23 protein-coding genes are annotated in these 17281 nt (G+C 69.5%); 10 read left to right on the top strand and 13 right to left on the bottom strand.

Going from position 1 to position 17281, the window contains the following annotated elements; all coding sequences use genetic code 11:
• Window positions 1–54 precede the first annotated feature (54 nt).
• Together ACFYXK_RS33000 and ACFYXK_RS32995 are read left to right on the top strand one after the other, a co-directional pair.
• The gene (locus ACFYXK_RS33000; protein WP_389414495.1) at window positions 55–444 is read left to right on the top strand and encodes a hypothetical protein; all 390 of its coding nucleotides are present in this window, start codon (window positions 55–57) and stop codon (window positions 442–444) included.
• 64 nt (window positions 445–508) lie between these two features.
• Complete coding sequence (locus ACFYXK_RS32995) at window positions 509–1036, top strand: peptidoglycan-binding protein (RefSeq protein ID WP_389414494.1); 528 nt, start codon at window positions 509–511, stop codon at window positions 1034–1036.
• A 21-nt stretch (window positions 1037–1057) separates the two neighbouring features.
• Here the strand turns inward: ACFYXK_RS32995 and ACFYXK_RS32990 are convergent, their stop codons facing one another.
• Together ACFYXK_RS32990 and ACFYXK_RS32985 are read right to left on the bottom strand one after the other, a co-directional pair.
• Window positions 1058–1789, bottom strand: a complete 732-nt coding sequence (locus ACFYXK_RS32990; protein ID WP_389414493.1) for a helix-turn-helix domain-containing protein — start codon at window positions 1787–1789, stop codon at window positions 1058–1060.
• Between the two features lie 325 nt (window positions 1790–2114).
• Window positions 2115–2522 carry an ATP-binding protein gene (locus ACFYXK_RS32985; RefSeq protein WP_389414492.1) on the bottom strand — a complete coding sequence of 136 codons (408 nt, stop codon included), beginning with the start codon at window positions 2520–2522 and terminating at the stop codon, window positions 2115–2117.
• A 156-nt stretch (window positions 2523–2678) separates the two neighbouring features.
• Here ACFYXK_RS32985 and ACFYXK_RS32980 point away from each other — a divergent pair, with 156 nt between their 5' ends.
• On the top strand, window positions 2679–3539 hold the full coding sequence (locus ACFYXK_RS32980) for a helix-turn-helix domain-containing protein (RefSeq protein ID WP_389414491.1): 861 nt from the start codon (window positions 2679–2681) through the stop codon (window positions 3537–3539).
• The gene (locus ACFYXK_RS32975) at window positions 3536–3784 is read left to right on the top strand and encodes a DUF397 domain-containing protein (RefSeq protein WP_389414490.1); all 249 of its coding nucleotides are present in this window, start codon (window positions 3536–3538) and stop codon (window positions 3782–3784) included. Before ACFYXK_RS32980 ends, ACFYXK_RS32975 begins: the two co-directional genes overlap by 4 nt.
• 8 nt (window positions 3785–3792) lie before the next feature.
• Here the strand turns inward: ACFYXK_RS32975 and ACFYXK_RS32970 are convergent, their stop codons facing one another.
• Window positions 3793–4491 (bottom strand): hypothetical protein, encoded by a 699-nt coding sequence (locus ACFYXK_RS32970; protein WP_389414489.1) that lies wholly within the window; start codon window positions 4489–4491, stop codon window positions 3793–3795.
• 149 nt (window positions 4492–4640) lie between these two features.
• Between ACFYXK_RS32970 and ACFYXK_RS32965 the strand changes: the two genes are divergently transcribed.
• The 4 genes from ACFYXK_RS32965 to ACFYXK_RS32950 all read left to right on the top strand — a co-directional run bounded on the left by ACFYXK_RS32965 (window position 4641) and on the right by ACFYXK_RS32950 (window position 7741).
• Complete coding sequence (locus ACFYXK_RS32965; protein WP_389414508.1) at window positions 4641–5438, top strand: VOC family protein; 798 nt, start codon at window positions 4641–4643, stop codon at window positions 5436–5438.
• A 148-nt stretch (window positions 5439–5586) separates the two neighbouring features.
• On the top strand, window positions 5587–6030 hold the full coding sequence (locus tag ACFYXK_RS32960) for a hypothetical protein (RefSeq protein ID WP_389414488.1): 444 nt from the start codon (window positions 5587–5589) through the stop codon (window positions 6028–6030).
• A complete protein-coding gene (locus ACFYXK_RS32955) occupies window positions 6027–7421 on the top strand; it encodes a hypothetical protein (RefSeq protein ID WP_389414487.1) in 1395 nt (464 codons plus the stop codon). Before ACFYXK_RS32960 ends, ACFYXK_RS32955 begins: the two co-directional genes overlap by 4 nt.
• Window positions 7418–7741, top strand: coding sequence for a hypothetical protein (locus ACFYXK_RS32950; protein ID WP_389414486.1), 324 nt, complete (start codon window positions 7418–7420; stop codon window positions 7739–7741). Before ACFYXK_RS32955 ends, ACFYXK_RS32950 begins: the two co-directional genes overlap by 4 nt.
• Before the next feature lie 55 nt (window positions 7742–7796).
• On the opposite strand, the gene ACFYXK_RS32945 is transcribed toward ACFYXK_RS32950, so the two are convergent.
• From ACFYXK_RS32945 to ACFYXK_RS32925, 5 genes are all read right to left on the bottom strand, one after another.
• Window positions 7797–9104 (bottom strand): dicarboxylate/amino acid:cation symporter, encoded by a 1308-nt coding sequence (locus ACFYXK_RS32945; protein ID WP_389414485.1) that lies wholly within the window; start codon window positions 9102–9104, stop codon window positions 7797–7799.
• A 304-nt stretch (window positions 9105–9408) separates the two neighbouring features.
• Window positions 9409–9714, bottom strand: coding sequence for a DUF4229 domain-containing protein (locus ACFYXK_RS32940; protein WP_389414484.1), 306 nt, complete (start codon window positions 9712–9714; stop codon window positions 9409–9411).
• An 83-nt stretch (window positions 9715–9797) separates the two neighbouring features.
• Window positions 9798–10319, bottom strand: coding sequence for a GNAT family N-acetyltransferase (locus ACFYXK_RS32935; RefSeq protein WP_389414483.1), 522 nt, complete (start codon window positions 10317–10319; stop codon window positions 9798–9800).
• 96 nt (window positions 10320–10415) lie between these two features.
• On the bottom strand, window positions 10416–11579 hold the full coding sequence (mqnE, locus tag ACFYXK_RS32930; RefSeq protein WP_383514561.1) for an aminofutalosine synthase MqnE: 1164 nt from the start codon (window positions 11577–11579) through the stop codon (window positions 10416–10418).
• A gap of 66 nt (window positions 11580–11645) precedes the next feature.
• The gene (locus tag ACFYXK_RS32925) at window positions 11646–12101 is read right to left on the bottom strand and encodes an Lrp/AsnC family transcriptional regulator (RefSeq protein ID WP_030302184.1); all 456 of its coding nucleotides are present in this window, start codon (window positions 12099–12101) and stop codon (window positions 11646–11648) included.
• Between the two features lie 138 nt (window positions 12102–12239).
• Between ACFYXK_RS32925 and ACFYXK_RS32920 the strand changes: the two genes are divergently transcribed.
• A complete protein-coding gene (locus ACFYXK_RS32920) occupies window positions 12240–12374 on the top strand; it encodes a hypothetical protein (protein WP_266626677.1) in 135 nt (44 codons plus the stop codon).
• Here the strand turns inward: ACFYXK_RS32920 and ACFYXK_RS32915 are convergent.
• Window positions 12371–13054 (bottom strand): UbiX family flavin prenyltransferase, encoded by a 684-nt coding sequence (locus ACFYXK_RS32915; RefSeq protein ID WP_389414482.1) that lies wholly within the window; start codon window positions 13052–13054, stop codon window positions 12371–12373. The two genes, ACFYXK_RS32920 and ACFYXK_RS32915, sit on opposite strands and share 4 nt — an antisense overlap.
• Window positions 13055–13143: 89 nt before the next feature.
• On the opposite strand from ACFYXK_RS32915, the gene ACFYXK_RS32910 reads away from it, so the two are divergent.
• A complete protein-coding gene (locus ACFYXK_RS32910; protein ID WP_389414481.1) occupies window positions 13144–13734 on the top strand; it encodes a rhomboid family intramembrane serine protease in 591 nt (196 codons plus the stop codon).
• 14 nt (window positions 13735–13748) lie between these two features.
• On the opposite strand, the gene ACFYXK_RS32905 is transcribed toward ACFYXK_RS32910, so the two are convergent.
• From ACFYXK_RS32905 to ACFYXK_RS32890, 4 genes are all read right to left on the bottom strand, one after another.
• Window positions 13749–14336, bottom strand: a complete 588-nt coding sequence (locus ACFYXK_RS32905; protein ID WP_389414480.1) for a Uma2 family endonuclease — start codon at window positions 14334–14336, stop codon at window positions 13749–13751.
• A 78-nt stretch (window positions 14337–14414) separates the two neighbouring features.
• Entirely contained in the window at window positions 14415–15338 is a 924-nt protein-coding gene (gene mqnP / locus ACFYXK_RS32900) for a menaquinone biosynthesis prenyltransferase MqnP (protein ID WP_107093646.1), read from the bottom strand.
• On the bottom strand, window positions 15335–15802 hold the full coding sequence (locus tag ACFYXK_RS32895) for a hypothetical protein (protein WP_389414479.1): 468 nt from the start codon (window positions 15800–15802) through the stop codon (window positions 15335–15337). The genes mqnP and ACFYXK_RS32895 overlap by 4 nt, the downstream gene beginning before the upstream one ends.
• On the bottom strand, window positions 15799–17256 hold the full coding sequence (locus tag ACFYXK_RS32890; protein WP_053789440.1) for a menaquinone biosynthesis decarboxylase: 1458 nt from the start codon (window positions 17254–17256) through the stop codon (window positions 15799–15801). Before ACFYXK_RS32890 ends, ACFYXK_RS32895 begins: the two co-directional genes overlap by 4 nt.
• Between the last annotated feature and the right edge of the window lie 25 nt (window positions 17257–17281).

The raw sequence follows: 17281 nt of genomic DNA, 5'->3' as shown, positions 1-17281 counted from the left end.
GCTGCCCTCGCCCGGTTCCGGCGTGCCACATCGGATGCCAATTCGGGGGAATGCATGAACATCGCCAAGCGCATCGGCACGCTCGCTGCCGCCGCCCTCACCGTCGTCACCGGCACGATCGCCTTCGCCTCGTCGGCCGAGGCCGCGGGCTCGTGGAAGTGCCGCCTGTACAACGAGGGCAACGCCTGCGTCCGCACCGTCGGCAACGGCTACGACGTCCAGTACATCAAGCACTGGGACGACGGCCGCGCCCACTACATCGACTTCAACCTCGAGTGCCAGAACGGCTACACCTACGGGGACAACGGCGCCTTCTGGATCAACCCGAGCGAGACCCGCAGCTACGTCTTCGCCGTCGGCGTCCGCGGCACCTGCCGGGCCAAGGTCATCGACCACACCTCGGGCAAGACGTTCTACTCGGACTACACGACCAAGCTCGGCTGAGCCGCCGCCGCGCCACCGAACGCACCACCGGACTCATCCATCTTCATACGGGGGTAGGACACCGATGAGCAGCACGATCACCAAGAAGACCCGCTACCGCGCCACCGCTCTCGCCGCGGCGGCCCTGGCGTTCTGCGCGTTCGCCACCACCACGACGAGCGCCAACGCAGCCACCGCCCAGGGCTACGTCAACGGCTTCGACGACTACAAGGACGACTGGGCCGACGAGGGCCTCCTGTCCACCACCCAGCACTCCTACAGCGGTGCCACCGGCCTGTGGCAGCTCGTGCTGTGGAAGGACGGCTACCTGTCCGAGGCCGATGTCGACTGCAAGTTCGGCCCGAAGACCCAGGCGGCCACCAAGGCGTGGCAGACCCGCTTCCTCGGCGCGTCCCAGGCCGACGGCGTCGTCGGCCCGAAGACCTTCGGCGCGGCCAGCCAGCGCATCCACAGCACCGACAACGGCTGGAGCATCACGTACGGGTGGAAGTACATCGGCCGCCACGTGACGACCGGCAAGTACTTCTTCGACACCGCGTACACCAACGGCTTCGTGGAGGCCGACTACAACAGCGCCGCCAACTGCCGCTGACCCGACCGCAGTGCGCGCGGCTCAGGCGGCCGCGCGCACCTCGGGTGGGCAGTCGCGGCAGCGGCCGGGGTGCGGGGCGCGGAAGGCGCGGTCGCAGCCGTCGCAGGTCTGGAACGGGTCCGGCCGTCTGACCGGCCTCGGCGCCGGTGCCTGGGGCAGGGGCGGCGGGAGCAGCGCCTGGAGGCGGTACGCGAGTACGGAGGCGGGGCTGCGCATCGGCTCGGGGAGGTTCGTGGTCAGGGCCAGCCCGACCGCCTCCGGGTCCGCGCCTCGCTCCAGCCAGGCCGCGACCTTGGGCGCGAGCCGCTGCACGTCGCGCTCCGCCAGGAGCAGGCGCGGGTCGTGCCGCCGTAGCCCGGCGAGCAGGTCGGCTGCACCCGGGTGCAGCTCCAGCCGCGGGGGCGGGGGCGCGGGCTCCGGCTCCGGCTCCGGGGTCTCCTCCGGCTCCGGCTCCGGTACGGGCTCCCGGTCCGGCGGCGGAGGGGGCTCGTCGCCGCCGGTCAGCGGCTTGTTGTACGAATACGTACGGGTCACCACCCGCCCGGTGTCCAGCCGCTCGCGGCGTCGCTCCAGGTAGCCGTGGCGCTCCAGCTCACGGAGGGCGGCGCTCATGCGCTTCTCGCCCTCCGGGAACCGCTCGGTGAGCGCCCTGATGCCGACCGGGGAGCCTTCGGGGAGCGACTGGATGTACGCCGCGACACCGATCGCCGTCGCCGAGAGCTCGCGGTGCTGGAGGAGGTGGTTGCCGACCACGGTGTAGTGACTGGCATGCCACGTGTTGACGTGGATGACACCGGATCGGGGGGTCCCCGGGTGAAGTCCCGGCGAGGTGCGCGTGGGCGCGCTAGGGTGCTCAAGAGCCATTGGGAAGCCGCTTACTTCCTAGTTGGTCAGGCCCTCGACCGGGATGCCAGTCCCGCCGGGGGCCGTCTCATGTCTGCTGTTGTCGGGGCGAGCATATGCCCGCCAACCGGCCCGAAATCCAGCCCAGTTGGCACAGTTCACCCGACCGAGCGACGCGGGCCGGTGGGGTTGGGTCGGTTGGTTCTTTCCCCCGGTTCTTTAGGTCTTTATGCGTCTAAGCCCGCCGGATCGCGGCGGCCCGCGACGCGGCTTCGAGCGAGACCTCCGCCCACACCACCTTGCACGGGGTCGGCCCTTCCCGTACGCCCCAACGGTCTGCGAGCGCCTCGACGAGTACGAGCCCGCGTCCCGTGTCGTGGATCTGCGGGATCCGGTCGCCCCGGGTGTCCGTCACCTCGATGAGCAGCCTGCCTGGGGTGACGGTGAGGGCGAGTTTGAAGTCCCGCCCGGGCACGCGTCCGTGGGTGATCGCATTGGAGGAGAGCTCGGCGATGATCTGCCCCGGCACCTCCAAGGGCAGGCCCCAGGCCCGGAGTTGTTCGATGGCGAGCACGCGCCCGAGTCGAGCCCCGCGCGGGGTCGCGGACAGCTGGACGTGAAAGTCGACGAGTTGAGGAATCACGTCACTCAGCGTGGCCGTCCGTGCGTACCGTGGGAACCAACACCGCCTCTACGTCCCGCGTTTGTCCGGCGCTTGTCCAGTGCTGTCCCGGCTGTCCGGACCGGCCCCACGGGTACGGGGCGCTGAGGACATCGGCTCGTCGGAAGTGGGCGCGCAGTGAGCGTGGACAACAGTGACGGTACGGAAGAGCCCGGCTGGGACGTCGACCCGGAGGACGAACAGGGCGTGGCGGTGGTGGCCGCGCTGGGCCGCCAGCTCAAGGCCTGGCGCGAGTCGGCCGGCATGCGGGCCGCCGAGTTCGGGGCGGCCATCCAGTACGGGGAGGACCTGGTACGCAAGGTCGAGGCGGGCAGGCGGATCCCCCGCCCCGAGTACCTGGACAGGGCGGATGAAGTACTGAACGCCGGCGGCAAGATCGCCGCCATGAAGGCCGACCTGGAGCAGGTCCGCTACCCCAAGAAGGTGCGCGACCTGAAGAACAGGGAGGCCAAGGCCGTCGAGATCGGCACGTACAACAACCACAACATCTACGGCCTGTTGCAGACCGAGGAGTACGCCGCCGCCCTGTTCAGGATGCGGCGGCCCGCGTACTCGCCGGACGAGCTGGAACGAAACCTGGCTGGCCGGATGGCCCGCAAAGCGATCTTCGAGCGGTCGCCTGCTCCTACCTTGAGCTTCGTCCAGGAAGAGGTAACCCTCCGCCGGAGGATCGGAGGCACAATGGTGTTGCGCCGTCAGCTCGAACACCTTTTGGAGGTGTCTCAGTTGCCGAACGTCGAGTTCCAGGTGATGCCGACCGACCGTGAAGATCACGCCGGTATGGGAGGCCTGATCGAGCTCCTCAAATTCGAGGACGGCTCGGGAGTCGGGCGCTCGGAGGGCGCTTTCCACAGCCGCCCGGTCTCCCTCCCACGGCAGCTCCGGATCCTGGAGCTGCGCTATGGCATCATCCGAGCTCAGGCGCTCACGCCCCGAGAGTCGAGGGCCTTCATCGAGGAACTGCTGGGAGAAACATGATCCACCACCCCGAGTTGGACTGGTTCAAGAGCAGCTACAGCAGCAGCAGCGAGGGTGACGACTGCGTCGAGGTCGCCTGGTTCAAGAGCAGCTACAGCGACAGCGGCGACATCAACGACTGCGTCGAGGTGGCCAATACCCCCGACGCGGTCCTCGTCCGGGATTCCAAGGACATCCAGCGGAACCACCTGGCCTTCGGGCCGCACGCGTGGGCCGGGTTCGTGGCCCACGCGTCCGGTATCTGACGGAGACCCTAGGCGCGGGTGCAGACGTGCACCGACTCGCTGTGCCCGCCCTCGCTGTGGACGATCCGCAGCACGTTGTTCTTGTACGTCACCTTCAGCACCTGGCCGTCGCTCGTGTCCTTGTGGCCCGGGGGCTGCCAGGGGAACGTGAGGGAGACGTTGTCCCCGACCTCCTTGGGGACGGTGAGGGCCCGGCCTCCGGTCAGCCGGCTCACGCCCTTGGGGGGAGCCTCGTACACGTCGAGGATCAGGTAGCCGCCGCGGTGCAGCCAGCCTCCGTGCCAGGTGACCGGCTCGGGGCCGTTGGTCCAGGTGATGGTCCAGCCGGAGTTCCCGCCGCCGTCCGCGTTCACGTGGGCGGTGCCCTTCACGGTGTCGCCGTTCGGCGTGGTCGACTCGAGGTGCCAGTCGCCCTTGATGAAGGCGTCGAAGGCCCTGGTCACCACGCTGGAGGCGGTCGACGCCGGTGCCGGGGCTGCGGAGGAGGCGGCCCCGCCGCCCGCCGGTCCCGAGGCAGAAGCCGAGGCCGAGGCCGGTCCCGTGGTCGGAGCCGCGGACGATGCTGCCGCGCCACCAGCGGCCGGGGTCTTCTCCTTGCCGCCGCACGCCGCGACCAGCGAGGCGCCGACTCCGATCGCCAGGTAGCGCAGTGCGTTGCGCCGCCCGATCATCTGCGCTGCCGCGCGTATCCCCCGTACCGTCACCATTCCCCCGTACAACGTCAGTTGATCAACAGCGACCGACTATAGGTGAGCACTCGCACATTCAGCCGGATGGCCCGATTCGGAGTGCACGGGCGGGGTAGGGAGGGCCCGTCCAACCCTCATCGGCAGCCCCGGAGGCATCCGTGCCCGAAATGAACGGCCCCTACCAGGCCGGCACCCCCTGCTGGATCGACCTGATGGTCCCCGACCAGCAGGCAGCCCTCGACTTCTACCGCGACCTCTTCGGCTGGCAGGGGGAGATCGGTCCGGCGGAGACCGGCGGCTACTCCGTCTGCACCCTCAAGGGCAAGCCGGTGGCCGGGATCATGAAGGCGATGAACCCCGACGGGACGGTGCCGGACCCGATGCCGCCGACCGTGTGGACCACGTACCTGGCCACCGACAGCGTCGACGCCACCCTCAAGGCGGTCGCCGACGCGGGCGGCTCGGTGATGATGGGCCCGGTGGACGTGATGGACCTCGGGCGGATGGCCGTCATCGTCGACCCGACCGGTGCCGCCGTCGGCCTCTGGCAGTACGGGACCTTCCCGGGGGCGGGCATCGTCAACGAGCACGGCGCGCTGATCTGGAACGAGCTGAACACCGGCGACACCGATGCCGCCGCCTCGTTCTACTCGGCCGTACTGCCGCTCACCACGGTCGCGTCGCAGATGCCGGGCGCCGAGGGGTACACGGAGTTCAAGGTCGGCGAGCGCGCGGTCGGCGGGATGATGGACCTCTCCGCCCTGCCGGAAGGGGTACCGCCGCACTGGCTGCCGTACTTCCACGTCGACGACGTCGACAGCGTCCAGGCGGCCGCGGTCCGGGCCGGCGGCAGCGTCATGGCCCCGGCGTTCGACATGGCGGCCGGGCGGATGGCCGTACTCGCCGACCCCCAGGGCGGCACCTTCGCGGTGATCACCGCCACCGCGCCGGAGCAGACCGCCTGAGCACGGGCGTCCGCTGCCCCGGCCGTCACGGCCGGGGCAGCGGACGGCCATGTCCACCACCCGGAACCGTACGCACTCATTCCGCGTCCCAGATGAGCATGATCAATCAATTATGGTCATGTCCGGTTATCAACTACCCAGGGGACACATGTCGTTCGACACGGAATGGGCTCAGCACAAGGCCGCCGTACTCGCGCAGCAGTCGCCCGCCATGCGCCTCAACCACGTGCCCGCCGAGGCGGGCTCCCCGGGCAGCCCGGCCGGAAGCCTCGTCGCCGGGGCGCAGTCCATCAACGGCAACGCCAACCTGCTGATCGAGATCGCCGCGCTCCTGCACGAGGGCCGGCCCGACGGCGACGCGAGCACCATGGCCCGCGCCCCGCGGGCCCATGCGGACGTCTCGGCGGAGGCCCTGCGTTTCGCGCGCTTCGCCGACGACCAGTTCAAGGACACGATCAACCTGTTCGCCGCCCTGGCCACCAAGCTCAAGACCACCGGCACCAGCTTCGCGCAGGTGGACGACGGGACGGCACGAAACTTCCTCAACGGCATCCTCGACGGCGGCCAGTACGTGAAGCCGGAGTCCAAGTGAGCCTGAGTCACCGCAAGGACGTCGAGTTCCTCGAGGAGTGCAACCCGGCGCTGGTGGAGCGCAACGCCGCCGAGTTCAAGCGGTTGCGCGATCTGCTGGTGCAGGCCGAGGAACCCGCCCGGCGCGCCGAGACCGGTACGCAGTGGCAGAGCGACGGCAGCCACACGTACACCGACCGCCTCTCGGAGGCCCGGCAGCTCGTGCTCCACATGGCCGAGGGGTACGACAAGGCGGCGAGCGCGCTGCACGCGTACGCGGCGGCCCTGACGACCGCCAAGTCGCACTACTCGAACGGCAAGCGCACCGAGCGCAAGCTCGCGGCGCTGATCGCCACGAAGGGCACGGCGATCACGCGGACGGCGCAGGAGGCGGAGCCGATGTGCCAGTGGGAGGACATGCGGGCGACGACCGGCGTCATGGACTTCTTCGCCGAGCTGACGATGGACGTGGACGACATCCGCGAGGAGGCGAACCGGCTCCACGACGACGCGGGCGGCAGCTTCCACCAGGCCAAGACGGCCGAGCAGGAGGCGCGCAGCGTGTGCGTGCACGCGCTGAAGCAGGCGTACGAGCTGCTGCCCGAGTTCAAGGTGAAGGGCGGCGCGGGTGGCGGGGTCGACGTCTACGCGGCGATGGCCGACATCCGCCGCGAGGCGGCGGAGGCCCGCGCCAACCCCCTGACGCACCTGCCGGGCAGCGGCCCGAAGAAGGAGATGACCGGCCCGGTCGGGAACGAGCCGGTCTCCCCCGAGCTGCGCGACATCCGGATGCGGGTGGCGGGGCTGCCGGAGGCGGACGACAACTACTGGGACCCGCCGCAGTCGGACGAGGGGCGGGCCGAGTGGATCCGCAACAACAAGGAGATCCTGCGCGCGGCCGCGCAGCGGGCGGGGCTGCCGGAGGAGATGGTCGCCGGCATCGCCTGGAAGGAGGTCGGCGGACAGCCGGGGATCTTCGACGACGGCGTGGACTTCTTCCGCCAGGCGGCGGACGCCCCGTGGGGCCTGAGCCCGGTCACGGCCGAGAACCTGCCGGACCGGGCGGGCGGCAAGCCGGACGAGACCTCCTTCGGCCCGATCGCCGTCCAGCTGCGGCGCGGGGCGGAGGTGCTGGGCTACGACCCGGAGAACCTCACGGACCAGCAGCGCAACGTGGTGAAGTCCGCGCTCCAGGACCCGAAGCAGAACGCCTTCATAGCCGCCGGCTTCCTGGCGCAGATCAAGGAGGAGACCGGCTACGCGAACGTGCCGGCGGACCAGCTGACCGAGGCCCAGATGCAGGAGATCGCCGCCCGCTACAACGGCGGCCCGTACTGGGAGTCGAAGAAGGCCCAGGACTACGGCGATGATTTCCGCAACAACCTCGGCAACGTGAAGAAGGCCATGCAATGACGTACGGGAGCGGGCGCGAGAGCATCGACCTGCCGGAGGACCGGGGCTGCCTCCAGTGGGTCCTGGGCGTCCCGCTGGCTCTCGTCTACCTGCCCGCGGTGTACATCTGCGTCCTGCTGCTGACGGCCGAGCCGATCGCCGCCGAGGACCACCACATGCGCGACGACGCCCTCGCGATGGGCGCCGTGGCCCTGTGCCTCAGCTTCGCCGGCCTGCTCCTGTCCCTCCTCCCGGTCTACCGGCGGACGATGAACCGCTGGTGGTACGCCGTCCCCCTCGTCCTCGGCACCCTCGCCTACTTCGGGGCAACGGCCCTGTGAACGCACCGCAGCCCCCGCCCGGACGGGGGCGGGGGCTGCGGGGTGGTGGGACCGGTCAGGCCGGGACGGGGACCGCGGTGGGCTCGTCCAGCGGGGAGGACGAGGCGGCCTCGTAGGCCTTCTTGTCCAGGATTCCCTCGCGGGCCGCGACCACGACCGGGACCAGGGCCTGGCCGGCGACGTTCGTGGCGGTGCGCATCATGTCCAGGATCGGGTCGATCGCCATCAGCAGGCCGACGCCCTCCAGGGGCAGGCCCAGGGTGGAGAGGGTCAGCGTCAGCATGACCGTGGCGCCCGTCAGGCCGGCCGTGGCGGCCGAACCGACCACCGAGACGAAGGCGATCAGCAGGTAGTCGGTGATCGTCAGCTGCACGTCGAAGATCTGCGCGATGAAGATCGCGGCGAGCGCCGGGTAGATCGCGGCGCAGCCGTCCATCTTCGTGGTGGCGCCGAACGGGACGGCGAAGGAGGCGTACTCCTTCGGGACGCCGAGGCGTTCGGTGACCTTCTGGGTGACCGGCATGGTGCCGACCGACGAGCGGGAGACGAAGGCCAGCTGGATCGCGGGCCAGGCGCCCTTGAAGAACTGGATCGGGTTGACCTTGGCGACCGTCGCGAGGAGCAGCGGGTAGACGCCGAACATCACGAGCGCCGAGCCGACGTACACGTCCGCGGTGAAGGTCGCGTACTTGCCGATGAGCTCCCAGCCGTACGAGGCGATCGCGGTGCCGATCAGGCCGACGGTGCCGATCGGGGCGAGGCGGATGACCCACCACAGGGCCTTCTGGAGCAGCTCCAGGACCGACTCGGCGACGTTCAGGAGCGGCTGCGCCTTGTCGCCGAGCTGGAGGGCGGCGATACCGGCGACGGCGGCCAGGAAGACGATCTGGAGCACGTTCAGCTCGGTGAACGGCGTGATGACGTCCTTCGGGACGATGCCGGTCAGGAAGTCGAGCCAGGAGCCGGTGCGCTTGGGGAGCTTGCCGTCCTGCGGGGTGAGGCCGGTGCCGGCGCCCGGGTCGGTCAGCAGGCCGATCGCGAGGCCGATGCCGACGGCGATCAGCGAGGTGATCATGAACCAGAGCAGGGTGCGCGAGGCGAGGCGGGCGGCGTTGTTCACCTTCCGCAGGTTGGTGATGGACACCAGGATCGCGAAGAAGACGAGGGGGGCCACGGCCAGCTTCAGCAGCTGGACGAAGATGTCGCCGATCTGCTCGAGGGTCTTGGCCAGCCAGCTGACGTCCTGGCTGCGGGCGATCCAGCCGAACAGGACACCCAGCACGAGGCCGGTGACGATCTGGGCCCAGAAGGGGAACTTGAAAGAGGCCTTGGCGGGGGCCTGAGGGGTCGCGGACACGGACACACTCCGGGGGTGATGCGCAAAGAAAGTGGGGAAGGAAGAACGGCGTGGACTCAGCGACAGCCACAACAGGCCGCGGACACGCGGCGGCAGAGGTCGACGTGCAGGCGCGCCACGAGCAGGACACCCGTGGTCATTTCATGCGCAACTGTGGTCAACATGTTTAACACGCTAACACTTTCCCTTTGAGGATCTCAAAGGTGCACTTTGAGACAGGGGCGCCCCGAAACGCCGAACCGCCCCGGCACACGAGGGAAGTTCCCGGTGCTGGGGCGGTTCGGTGTGTTTTGGTCTGTGACGCAGCTAACTACGCGCGGGCGGCGTCGTCGGCCGCGTCCTCCTGGGAACGGTTCGCGGCGAGCCGCTCCTTCGCACCCGCGACGCGTCCGGAGATCTGCGTGGACATCTCGTCGCGCTGCTTGCGCAGGAGGACGAAGGACAGCGGCGCGGAGATCACGAGGGCGAGCAGCACGACCCAGGCGGGGTTGGCGTCGCCGAGGCCGGCGGGCACCCAGCCCACGTTGACCAGGACGGAGACCAGGACGAGGCATCCGACGAAGATGCCCAGGCGCATCGCGGTGTAGCGGATCGTCGCGCTCGGCTTGAGGGACACGGTGACCCCTTCTCTCTCGTCGGTACGTCGTCACGTGCCCGTCCAGTGAAGCACGCCGCGGCCACGGACAAACCCTCCGGGGGTCAGTGCAGCGGCAGCAGCAGCGTGATGTCGTCGCGGTCGTCACCCGGGGCCACCCGGATGGCACCCGGGACGCGGCCGACCTCCTTGTAGCCGCAGGCCGCGTAGAAGTGCTCCAGGCCCATGCCGCCGCGGCAGGACAGGCGGACTGCTTCGACGCCCTCCATCCCGCGGGCGCAGTCGGCGGACGCGGCCATCAGCCGGCGGCCGTAGCCCCGGCCCTGACGGTCCGGATGGACCATCACCGTGTAGAGCCAGATCCAGTGCCCCATCAGGGCGTGCCGGTTGAGCCCGAGGAAGGCGACGGCGGCCAGCCCGGCCTCGTCGTGGCCCACCAGGAGCCGCATCTGGCCATCGGCGATCATGCCGAGCTGCTTGATCAGCTGCGGGCGGATGTCGTCCCGGACGACCGGCGGCACGAAACCCACGGCGCCCCCGGCGTTGGAGGTGTCCGTCCACAGGTCGAGGAGGGCCTCGTGCAGCGCCGGGTCGATCTGCGGATCCAGCGTAAAGGTAAGGGTCATTGGGTGAGAGTATCTATTACCCATAGGGGTCCGCCAGCAAAAGAGCGCCCCGGTCCGGCATGCGGACCAGGGCGCTTGGGGTGCGGCGACGGCGCGTCAGACGCGCATCGCCTGCGGGGTCTCGCGCAGGGACGCGTCCGGTCCGGGGTACTCGCGGATGATCTCGTAGCGCGTGTTCCGCTCGACCGGGCGGAAGCCCGCCTCGCGGATCAGCTCGAGCAGGTCGTCACGGCCGAGCTTGTTCGGCGTGCCGTAGTTGTCCGCGTCGTGCGTGATCTTGTACTCGACGACCGAGCCGTCCATGTCGTCCGCGCCGTGCTGCAGCGCGAGCTGGGCGGTCTGCACGCCGTGCATCACCCAGAACACCTTGACGTGCGGCACGTTGTCGAACAGCAGCCGCGAGACGGCGAAGGTCTTCAGCGCCTCCGCGCCCGTCGCCATCGTCGTCCGCGCCTGGAGCCTGTTGCGGACCTTGCCGTCCTGCATGTCCACGAAGTCGTGCTGGTAGCGCAGCGGGATGAAGACCTGGAAGCCGCCGGTCTCGTCCTGGAGCTCGCGCAGCCGCAGCACGTGGTCCACGCGGTGGCGCGGCTCCTCGATGTGCCCGTACAGCATCGTGCTCGGGGTCTTGAGACCCTTCTCGTGCGCGAGCCGGTGGATGCGCGACCAGTCCTCCCAGTGGGTGCGGTGGTCGACGATGTGCTGGCGGACCTCCCAGTCGAAGATCTCCGCGCCGCCGCCCGTCAGCGACTCCAGACCGGCCTCGATCAGCTCGTCCAGGATGTCGGAGGCCGACATCCCGGAGATCGTCTCGAAGTGGTGGATCTCGGTCGCCGTGAACGCCTTCAGCGAGACGTTCGGCAGCGCCTCCTTCAGCGCGGAGAGCGAGCGCGGGTAGTACCGCCACGGCAGGCTCGGGTGCAGGCCGTTGACGATGTGCAGCTCGGTGAGGTTCTCGTTCTCCATGGCCTTGGCCAGGCGCACGGCCTCCTCGATGCGCATCGTGTACGCGTCCTTCTCGCCCGGCTTGCGCTGGAACGAGCAGTAGGCGCACGACGCGGTGCACACGTTCGTCATGTTGAGGTGGCGGTTCACGTTGAAGTGGACGACGTCGCCGTTCTTGCGCATGCGCACCTCGTGGGCGAGTCCGCCCAGCCAGGCCAGATCGTCGGACTCGTAGAGGGCGATGCCGTCCTCACGGGTCAGCCGCTCGCCGGAGCGGACCTTCTCCTCCAGCTCGCGCTTGAGCCCAGCGTCCATTCCGGTCATCCCGGTCGTCTCCTCTACGCGTCCCGTCCTGCCTGCAAACCGCCACCCACCGTACTCTTAGCGCTCCTCGGGCAGGTCCCCGACCCGGTTCTCCCACTTGGTGGAGAGCACGATGGTGGTACGGGTGCGGGAGACGCCCTTGGTGCTGGAGAGCTTGCGGATGATCCGCTCGAGCCCGTCCACGTCGCCGGCGCGCACCTTGAGCATGTACGAGTCGTCGCCGGCGATGAACCAGCAGTCCTCGATCTCCGCCAGGTCGCGCAGCCGGCGGGCCACGTCCTCGTGGTCCGCGGCGTCGGAGAGGGAGATGCCGATCAGTGCCGTGACGCCGAGGCCGAGCGAGGCCGCGTCGACGGTCGCGCGGTAGCCGGTGATCACGCCGGCCGACTCGAGCCGGTTGATCCGGTCGGTGACGCTGGGGCCGGAGAGGCCCACGAGCCGGCCCAGCTCCGCGTACGAGGCACGTCCGTTCTCCCGGAGTGCCTGGATGAGCTGCCTATCCACCGCGTCCATATACCTGGAGCCTTCCATTATTCGGCGATCCCGCAAGTTTACGTATAGAATCAAAGGCGCACAGGGTCAACACCCTGTGAATCTTTCAACAGATCAGCGATGATCTCGATGATCTGACGACATCAGGAGTGGTTCACCGTGTACACGATCGAGATGGCCTACGCGCACATGCGACAGCTCCAGGAGCTGGCCAACCGATCCCGCACCGACCAGCCCGCCGCCGCCCACCGCGTCGACCGGACCCGCAAGCCGAGCACGGCGAAGAAGCGCTAGTCACTGCTTGCCTCCCGGGGGCGGGAGCCACCGAGCTCCCCCTCCCACCGGCGGTACAGCTTGTGCGGCACCCCTGCCGCGTCAAGCACCCGCCCCGCGACGAAATCCACCAGGTCCTGGATGTGCGTCGCACCCGCATAGAACGCCGGAGAGGCGGGCAGCACCACTGCGCCCGCCTCGTCCAGCGCCACCAGATGCCGCAGCGTCTGCCCGTTCAACGGGGTCTCCCGCACCGCCACCACCAGCCGGCGCCGCTCCTTGAGCGTCACGCTCGCGACGCGCTGGAGCAGGTCCTTCGACAGTCCGAGCGCCACCCCCGCCACACAGGCCGTGGACGCCGGCACGATCAGCATCCCCTTCACGGGATACGAGCCCGAGCTCGGCCCGGCGGCCAGGTCGCCGGCGCCCCAGTGGCGGACGTCGTCCAGTTCCGGCCGGGCGAAGGTCGCGGGCTTGCCGTCCGCCCCGCGCTCGAGCCAGGCGGCGAGATCGTCGCGCCAGTGCCCGTCGCGGAATGCGATCCCGGTCTCGTCCAGCAGGGTCAGCCGCGAGGCCCGGCTGACCACCAGGTCCACGCTCTCCCCCGCCGCCAGCAGTCCGCGGATCACCGCGGCCGCGTACGGCGTCCCGGACGCCCCGGAAACCCCGACCACCCACGGGGTGCGCTTGCCGTCAGTCATAGCTCCGAGACTATCCGGCCACTGCAAAACGACGCTGAGTAAGGTGACCTGAGCGTCGGCGGACGGTCGGCGGGCAGGGGGATCAGGACATGGCCGAGGTACACCTCGAAGAGTGGAGCCGGGCCGAACGGGCCAAGGCCGCCGGGAAGCTGATGCTGGGCTGGGTGGCCCTGCTGTGGCTGATCGAGGTGCTGGACCTGGCCACCGGGCACGCGCTGGACGCGTACGGGATCATCCCGCGCACCGCCGATGGGCTGACCGGGATTCCCCTGTCCCCGTTCCTCCACTTCGGCTTCGACCATGTGGCGTCCAACAGCGTCCCGCTGCTGGTGCTCGGGTTCGTCGCCGCGTTGAGCGGGATCCGACGGTTCCTCGTGCTGTGCACGGTGGTCATGCTCGTGGACGGGCTCGGGGTGTGGCTGGTTTCCGCGTCGAACACCGTCACGGCCGGGGCTTCGGGGCTGGTGTTCGGGCTCTTCGGCTATCTGCTGGTCCGCGGCTTCGTGGAGCGGCGGGCGCTGGGGGTGCTGGTAGGCGTCGTGATCGCCGCGTACTGGGGGGCGGGGATCCTGACCGGCATCCTGCCGACGAACACCACGGTCAGCTGGCAGGGCCACCTCTTCGGCCTCCTGACGGGCGTGGCCTGCGCGGTCCTGTTCCGCCGCCCTGTGCGTGGGTAGGGCCTGTACGGGCCTCAGGAGGCGGTCGCGCCCGGGTCCACGGGCAGCTCGGCCGTGCCGATCAACAGCTTGCCGATCTCGGTCAGGATGGTGACCGTTCCGCCATAGGGAAAGGTGTCCCGGCCCCGATAGCCGTCGGGTCCCGGGTTCCAAAGCTTCACGCACTCCGCCCGATACGGGTCGAAGATCACGTAGTGGGGGATTCCGGCGCGTGCGTAGGCCCGGTTCTTCACTTCGTAGTCGTTGCGGACGCTGCTCGGGGAGACCACCTCTACGGCGAGCTCGATCAGATCCGGGGGGTAGGCGGTGAGGTTCTTGCGCCATTCCACCTTCGGGATCACCGCCAGGTCCGGACAGAACTCGTTGTCATCGTCCATGGGCACTGCAACATCGCTGATGAACGCCCAATCCTCCGAGAGTTGGGGTTTCAGGTCGTCTCGCACCCCCCAGATCGTCTCGTTGTGGTAGGGCCTGACCGGACTCATCACAATGGCGCCCTCGACAATCTCCATCCGGTACCCGGGGAACATGTCCTCGAACCGGCTGAGCTGTGAGTGCAGGCGGTCGCTCTCCGAGACGGTCACGTCGGCCTCCCTGTCCATGCACTCGATGGTAGGCCGCACGCTACTCACGGGGGCGGACTCCGAACGACGAGTTCCTGTGGCGGCCACACCATCGGGTTACAGCGTGAGCCCCCGGGCCACCAGGTCCGCCAGGGCGCAGACGAAGAGGGCCATCCCGATGAAGCCGTTCACCGTGAAGAAGGCGCGGTTCAGGCGGGACAGGTCGTGCGGCTTCACGATCGTGTGCTCGTAGAGGAAGGCCCCGACGACGATCACCAGGCCGAACCAGAAGAAGGGGCCGGCGTCCGTCGCCACGGCGTACCAGGCCAGCAGGGCCGTCGTCACCGCGTGCGCGCCCCGCGCGCCCCACAGGGCCGCCGGGACACCGAACCGCGCCGGGACGGACTTGACGCCGTCCGCGCGGTCCGCGGCCACGTCCTGGCAGGCGAAGATCAGGTCGAAGCCGCCGATCCAGACGCCCACCGCCAGGCCCAGGATCACGGCGTCCCAGGACCACTCGCCGGTGATCGCCAGCCACGCCCCGACCGGCCCCATCGCCTGGGCCAGGCCCAGGATGGCGTGCGGGAAGTTCGTGAACCGCTTGCCGTACGGGTACACCACCATCGGGATCACCGCGACCGGCGCCAGCGCCAGGCAGAGCGGGTTCAGCAGCGCCGCCGAGCCGAGGAACACGGCCAGCGCGATCCCGGCCCCGGTCCAGGCCGACCGCACGGAGACGGCACCCGTGACGAGCTCGCGCCCGGCAGTGCGCGGATTGCGCGCGTCGATCTCCCGGTCGATGATCCGGTTCGCGGCCATCGCGAAGGTCCGCAGACCCACCATGCAGACGGTGACGAGCAGCAGTTCGGCCCAGTGCATGGTCCGGTCGAGCCGGAACATGGCCGTCAGCGCCGCGATGTACGCGAACGGCAGCGCGAAGACCGAGTGCTCGATCATCACGAGCCGGAGGAACGCCTTCACCTTGCCGGTCGGCTGCGGCGCCGGGCCCGGCCCGATCACCCCGTCGGCGGTCGTCATCATGCGAGGGCTCTCCGGAAGTCTTCGAGGTCCGCGAGCAGCTCCGCGGCGGGGAGCGGGCCCAGGTCGAGGGTGTGCGGGGCGTCGTCGCTGTCCTCGGGCGGGCTGACGTGCACGGTCAGCCGCCAGGCGTCGGCCGCCGGGCCGGCGTCGATGCGCAGGAAGTCCCCGGCCTCGACCGTGAACGGCTCGCCCGCTGCCAAGGCGGCCTGGAGCTGCTCCGCGAAGCCGTCCGCCTCGACGTCCCGGGCGCCGGGGAGCTCGAACTCGCCGTAGCCGGTGCCGTCCTCGTACATCAGCGCCCAGACGTCGCCGGGTCCGGCGAACTCCTCGGGCGAGACGCCCGCCTGCTCGGCGGCCTGCCGCACGCCGGGGTCCGCCGGGTCGATCTCCGGGCGCAGCAGGGCCACGTAGACGCCGCCGGTGCCGAGGAAGAGCTCGGGACCTCCGACCACGATGGGGCTCACAGGCCGTACTCCTTCCAGCGGCGGTCCACCAGGGCCGCCGTCGCCGGGTCGGACTCCACCATGTCGGGCCAGCCGCCGTCGCGGGTGTAGCCCTCCTCGGGGAGCTTCTTCGTGGCGTCGATGCCCGCCTTGCCGCCCCAGAACTGCTGGTACGAGGCGTGGTCGAGGTGGTCGACGGGGCCCTCCACGACCGTGAGGTCGCGGGAGTAGTCCGTGTTGCCGAGCGCCCGCCAGGACACCTCGTGCAGGTCGTGGACGTCGCAGTCGGCGTCCACGACGATGATCAGCTTGGTCAGCGACATCATGTGCGCGCCCCAGATGGCGTGCATGACCTTCTGGGCGTGCTTCGGGTACTTCTTGTCGATCGAGACGATCGCGCAGTTGTGGAAGCCGCCCGACTCGGGCAGGTGGTAGTCCACGATGTCCGGCACGATGATCTTCAGGAGCGGGAGGAAGAAGCGCTCCGTGGCGCGGCCGAGCGGGCCGTCCTCCGTCGGCGGGCGGCCGACCACGATCGACTGGAGCAGCGGGCGCTTGCGCATCGTCACGCAGTCGATCTTCAGCGCCGGGAACGGCTCCTGCGGGGTGTAGAAGCCGGTGTGGTCGCCGAAGGGACCCTCCGGCAGCATCTCGCCCGGCTCCAGCCAGCCCTCGATGACGACTTCGGCGTTGGCCGGGACCTGGAGCGGGACGGTCTTGCAGTCGACCATCTCGATCCGCTTGCCCGCGACGAACCCGGCGAAGAGGTACTCGTCGATGTCGCCGGGCAGCGGTGCGGTCGACGCGTACGTCACGGCCGGCGGGCAGCCGAAGGCGATCGCGACCGGGAGGCGCTCGCCGCGCTTGGCGGCGACCGCGTAGTGGTTGCGGCTGTCCTTGTGGATCTGCCAGTGCATGCCGATGGTGCGCTTGTCGTGGCGCTGGAGGCGGTAGAGGCCGAGGTTGCGCACGCCCGTCTCGGGGTGCTTGGTGTGCGTGAGGCCGAGGTTGAAGAAGGACCCGCCGTCCTTGGGCCAGGTGAAGAGCGCCGGGAGCTGGTCCAGGTCGACGTCGTCGCCGGTGAGGACGACCTCCTGGACGGGGGCGGAATCGCCCTTCACCTTCTTCGGCGGCACGTGCACCATCGAGCCGAGCTTGCCGAACGCCTCGCGGACCCCGATGAAGCCCTGCGGGAGTTCCGGCTTGAGCAGGCCGCCGATCTTCTCGCTGATCTCGCCGTACGACTTGAGGCCGAGGGCCTTCAGCAGGCGCCGGTCGGTCCCGAAGACGTTCATGGCCAGCGGCATCGCCGAACCCTTGACGTTCTCGAAGAGGAGGGCGGGACCTCCCGCCTTGTTCACTCTGTCGACGATCTCCCCGACCTCGAGGTACGGGTCGACTTCGGCCTTGATGCGCTTGAGGTCGCCCTCTCGCTCCAGAGCCCGGAGCAGCGAGCGGAGATCGTCGTAAGCCATAGGGGCCAGTATCCGTCACCGGCTA

The organism is Streptomyces sp. NPDC002209 (assembly GCF_042890265.1).
In the GTDB taxonomy this organism is placed as follows: Bacteria; Actinomycetota; Actinomycetes; order Streptomycetales; family Streptomycetaceae; genus Streptomyces.
Note: the sequence above shows the minus strand (reverse complement) of the source record. Positions and strands in the feature narration are given on the sequence as shown.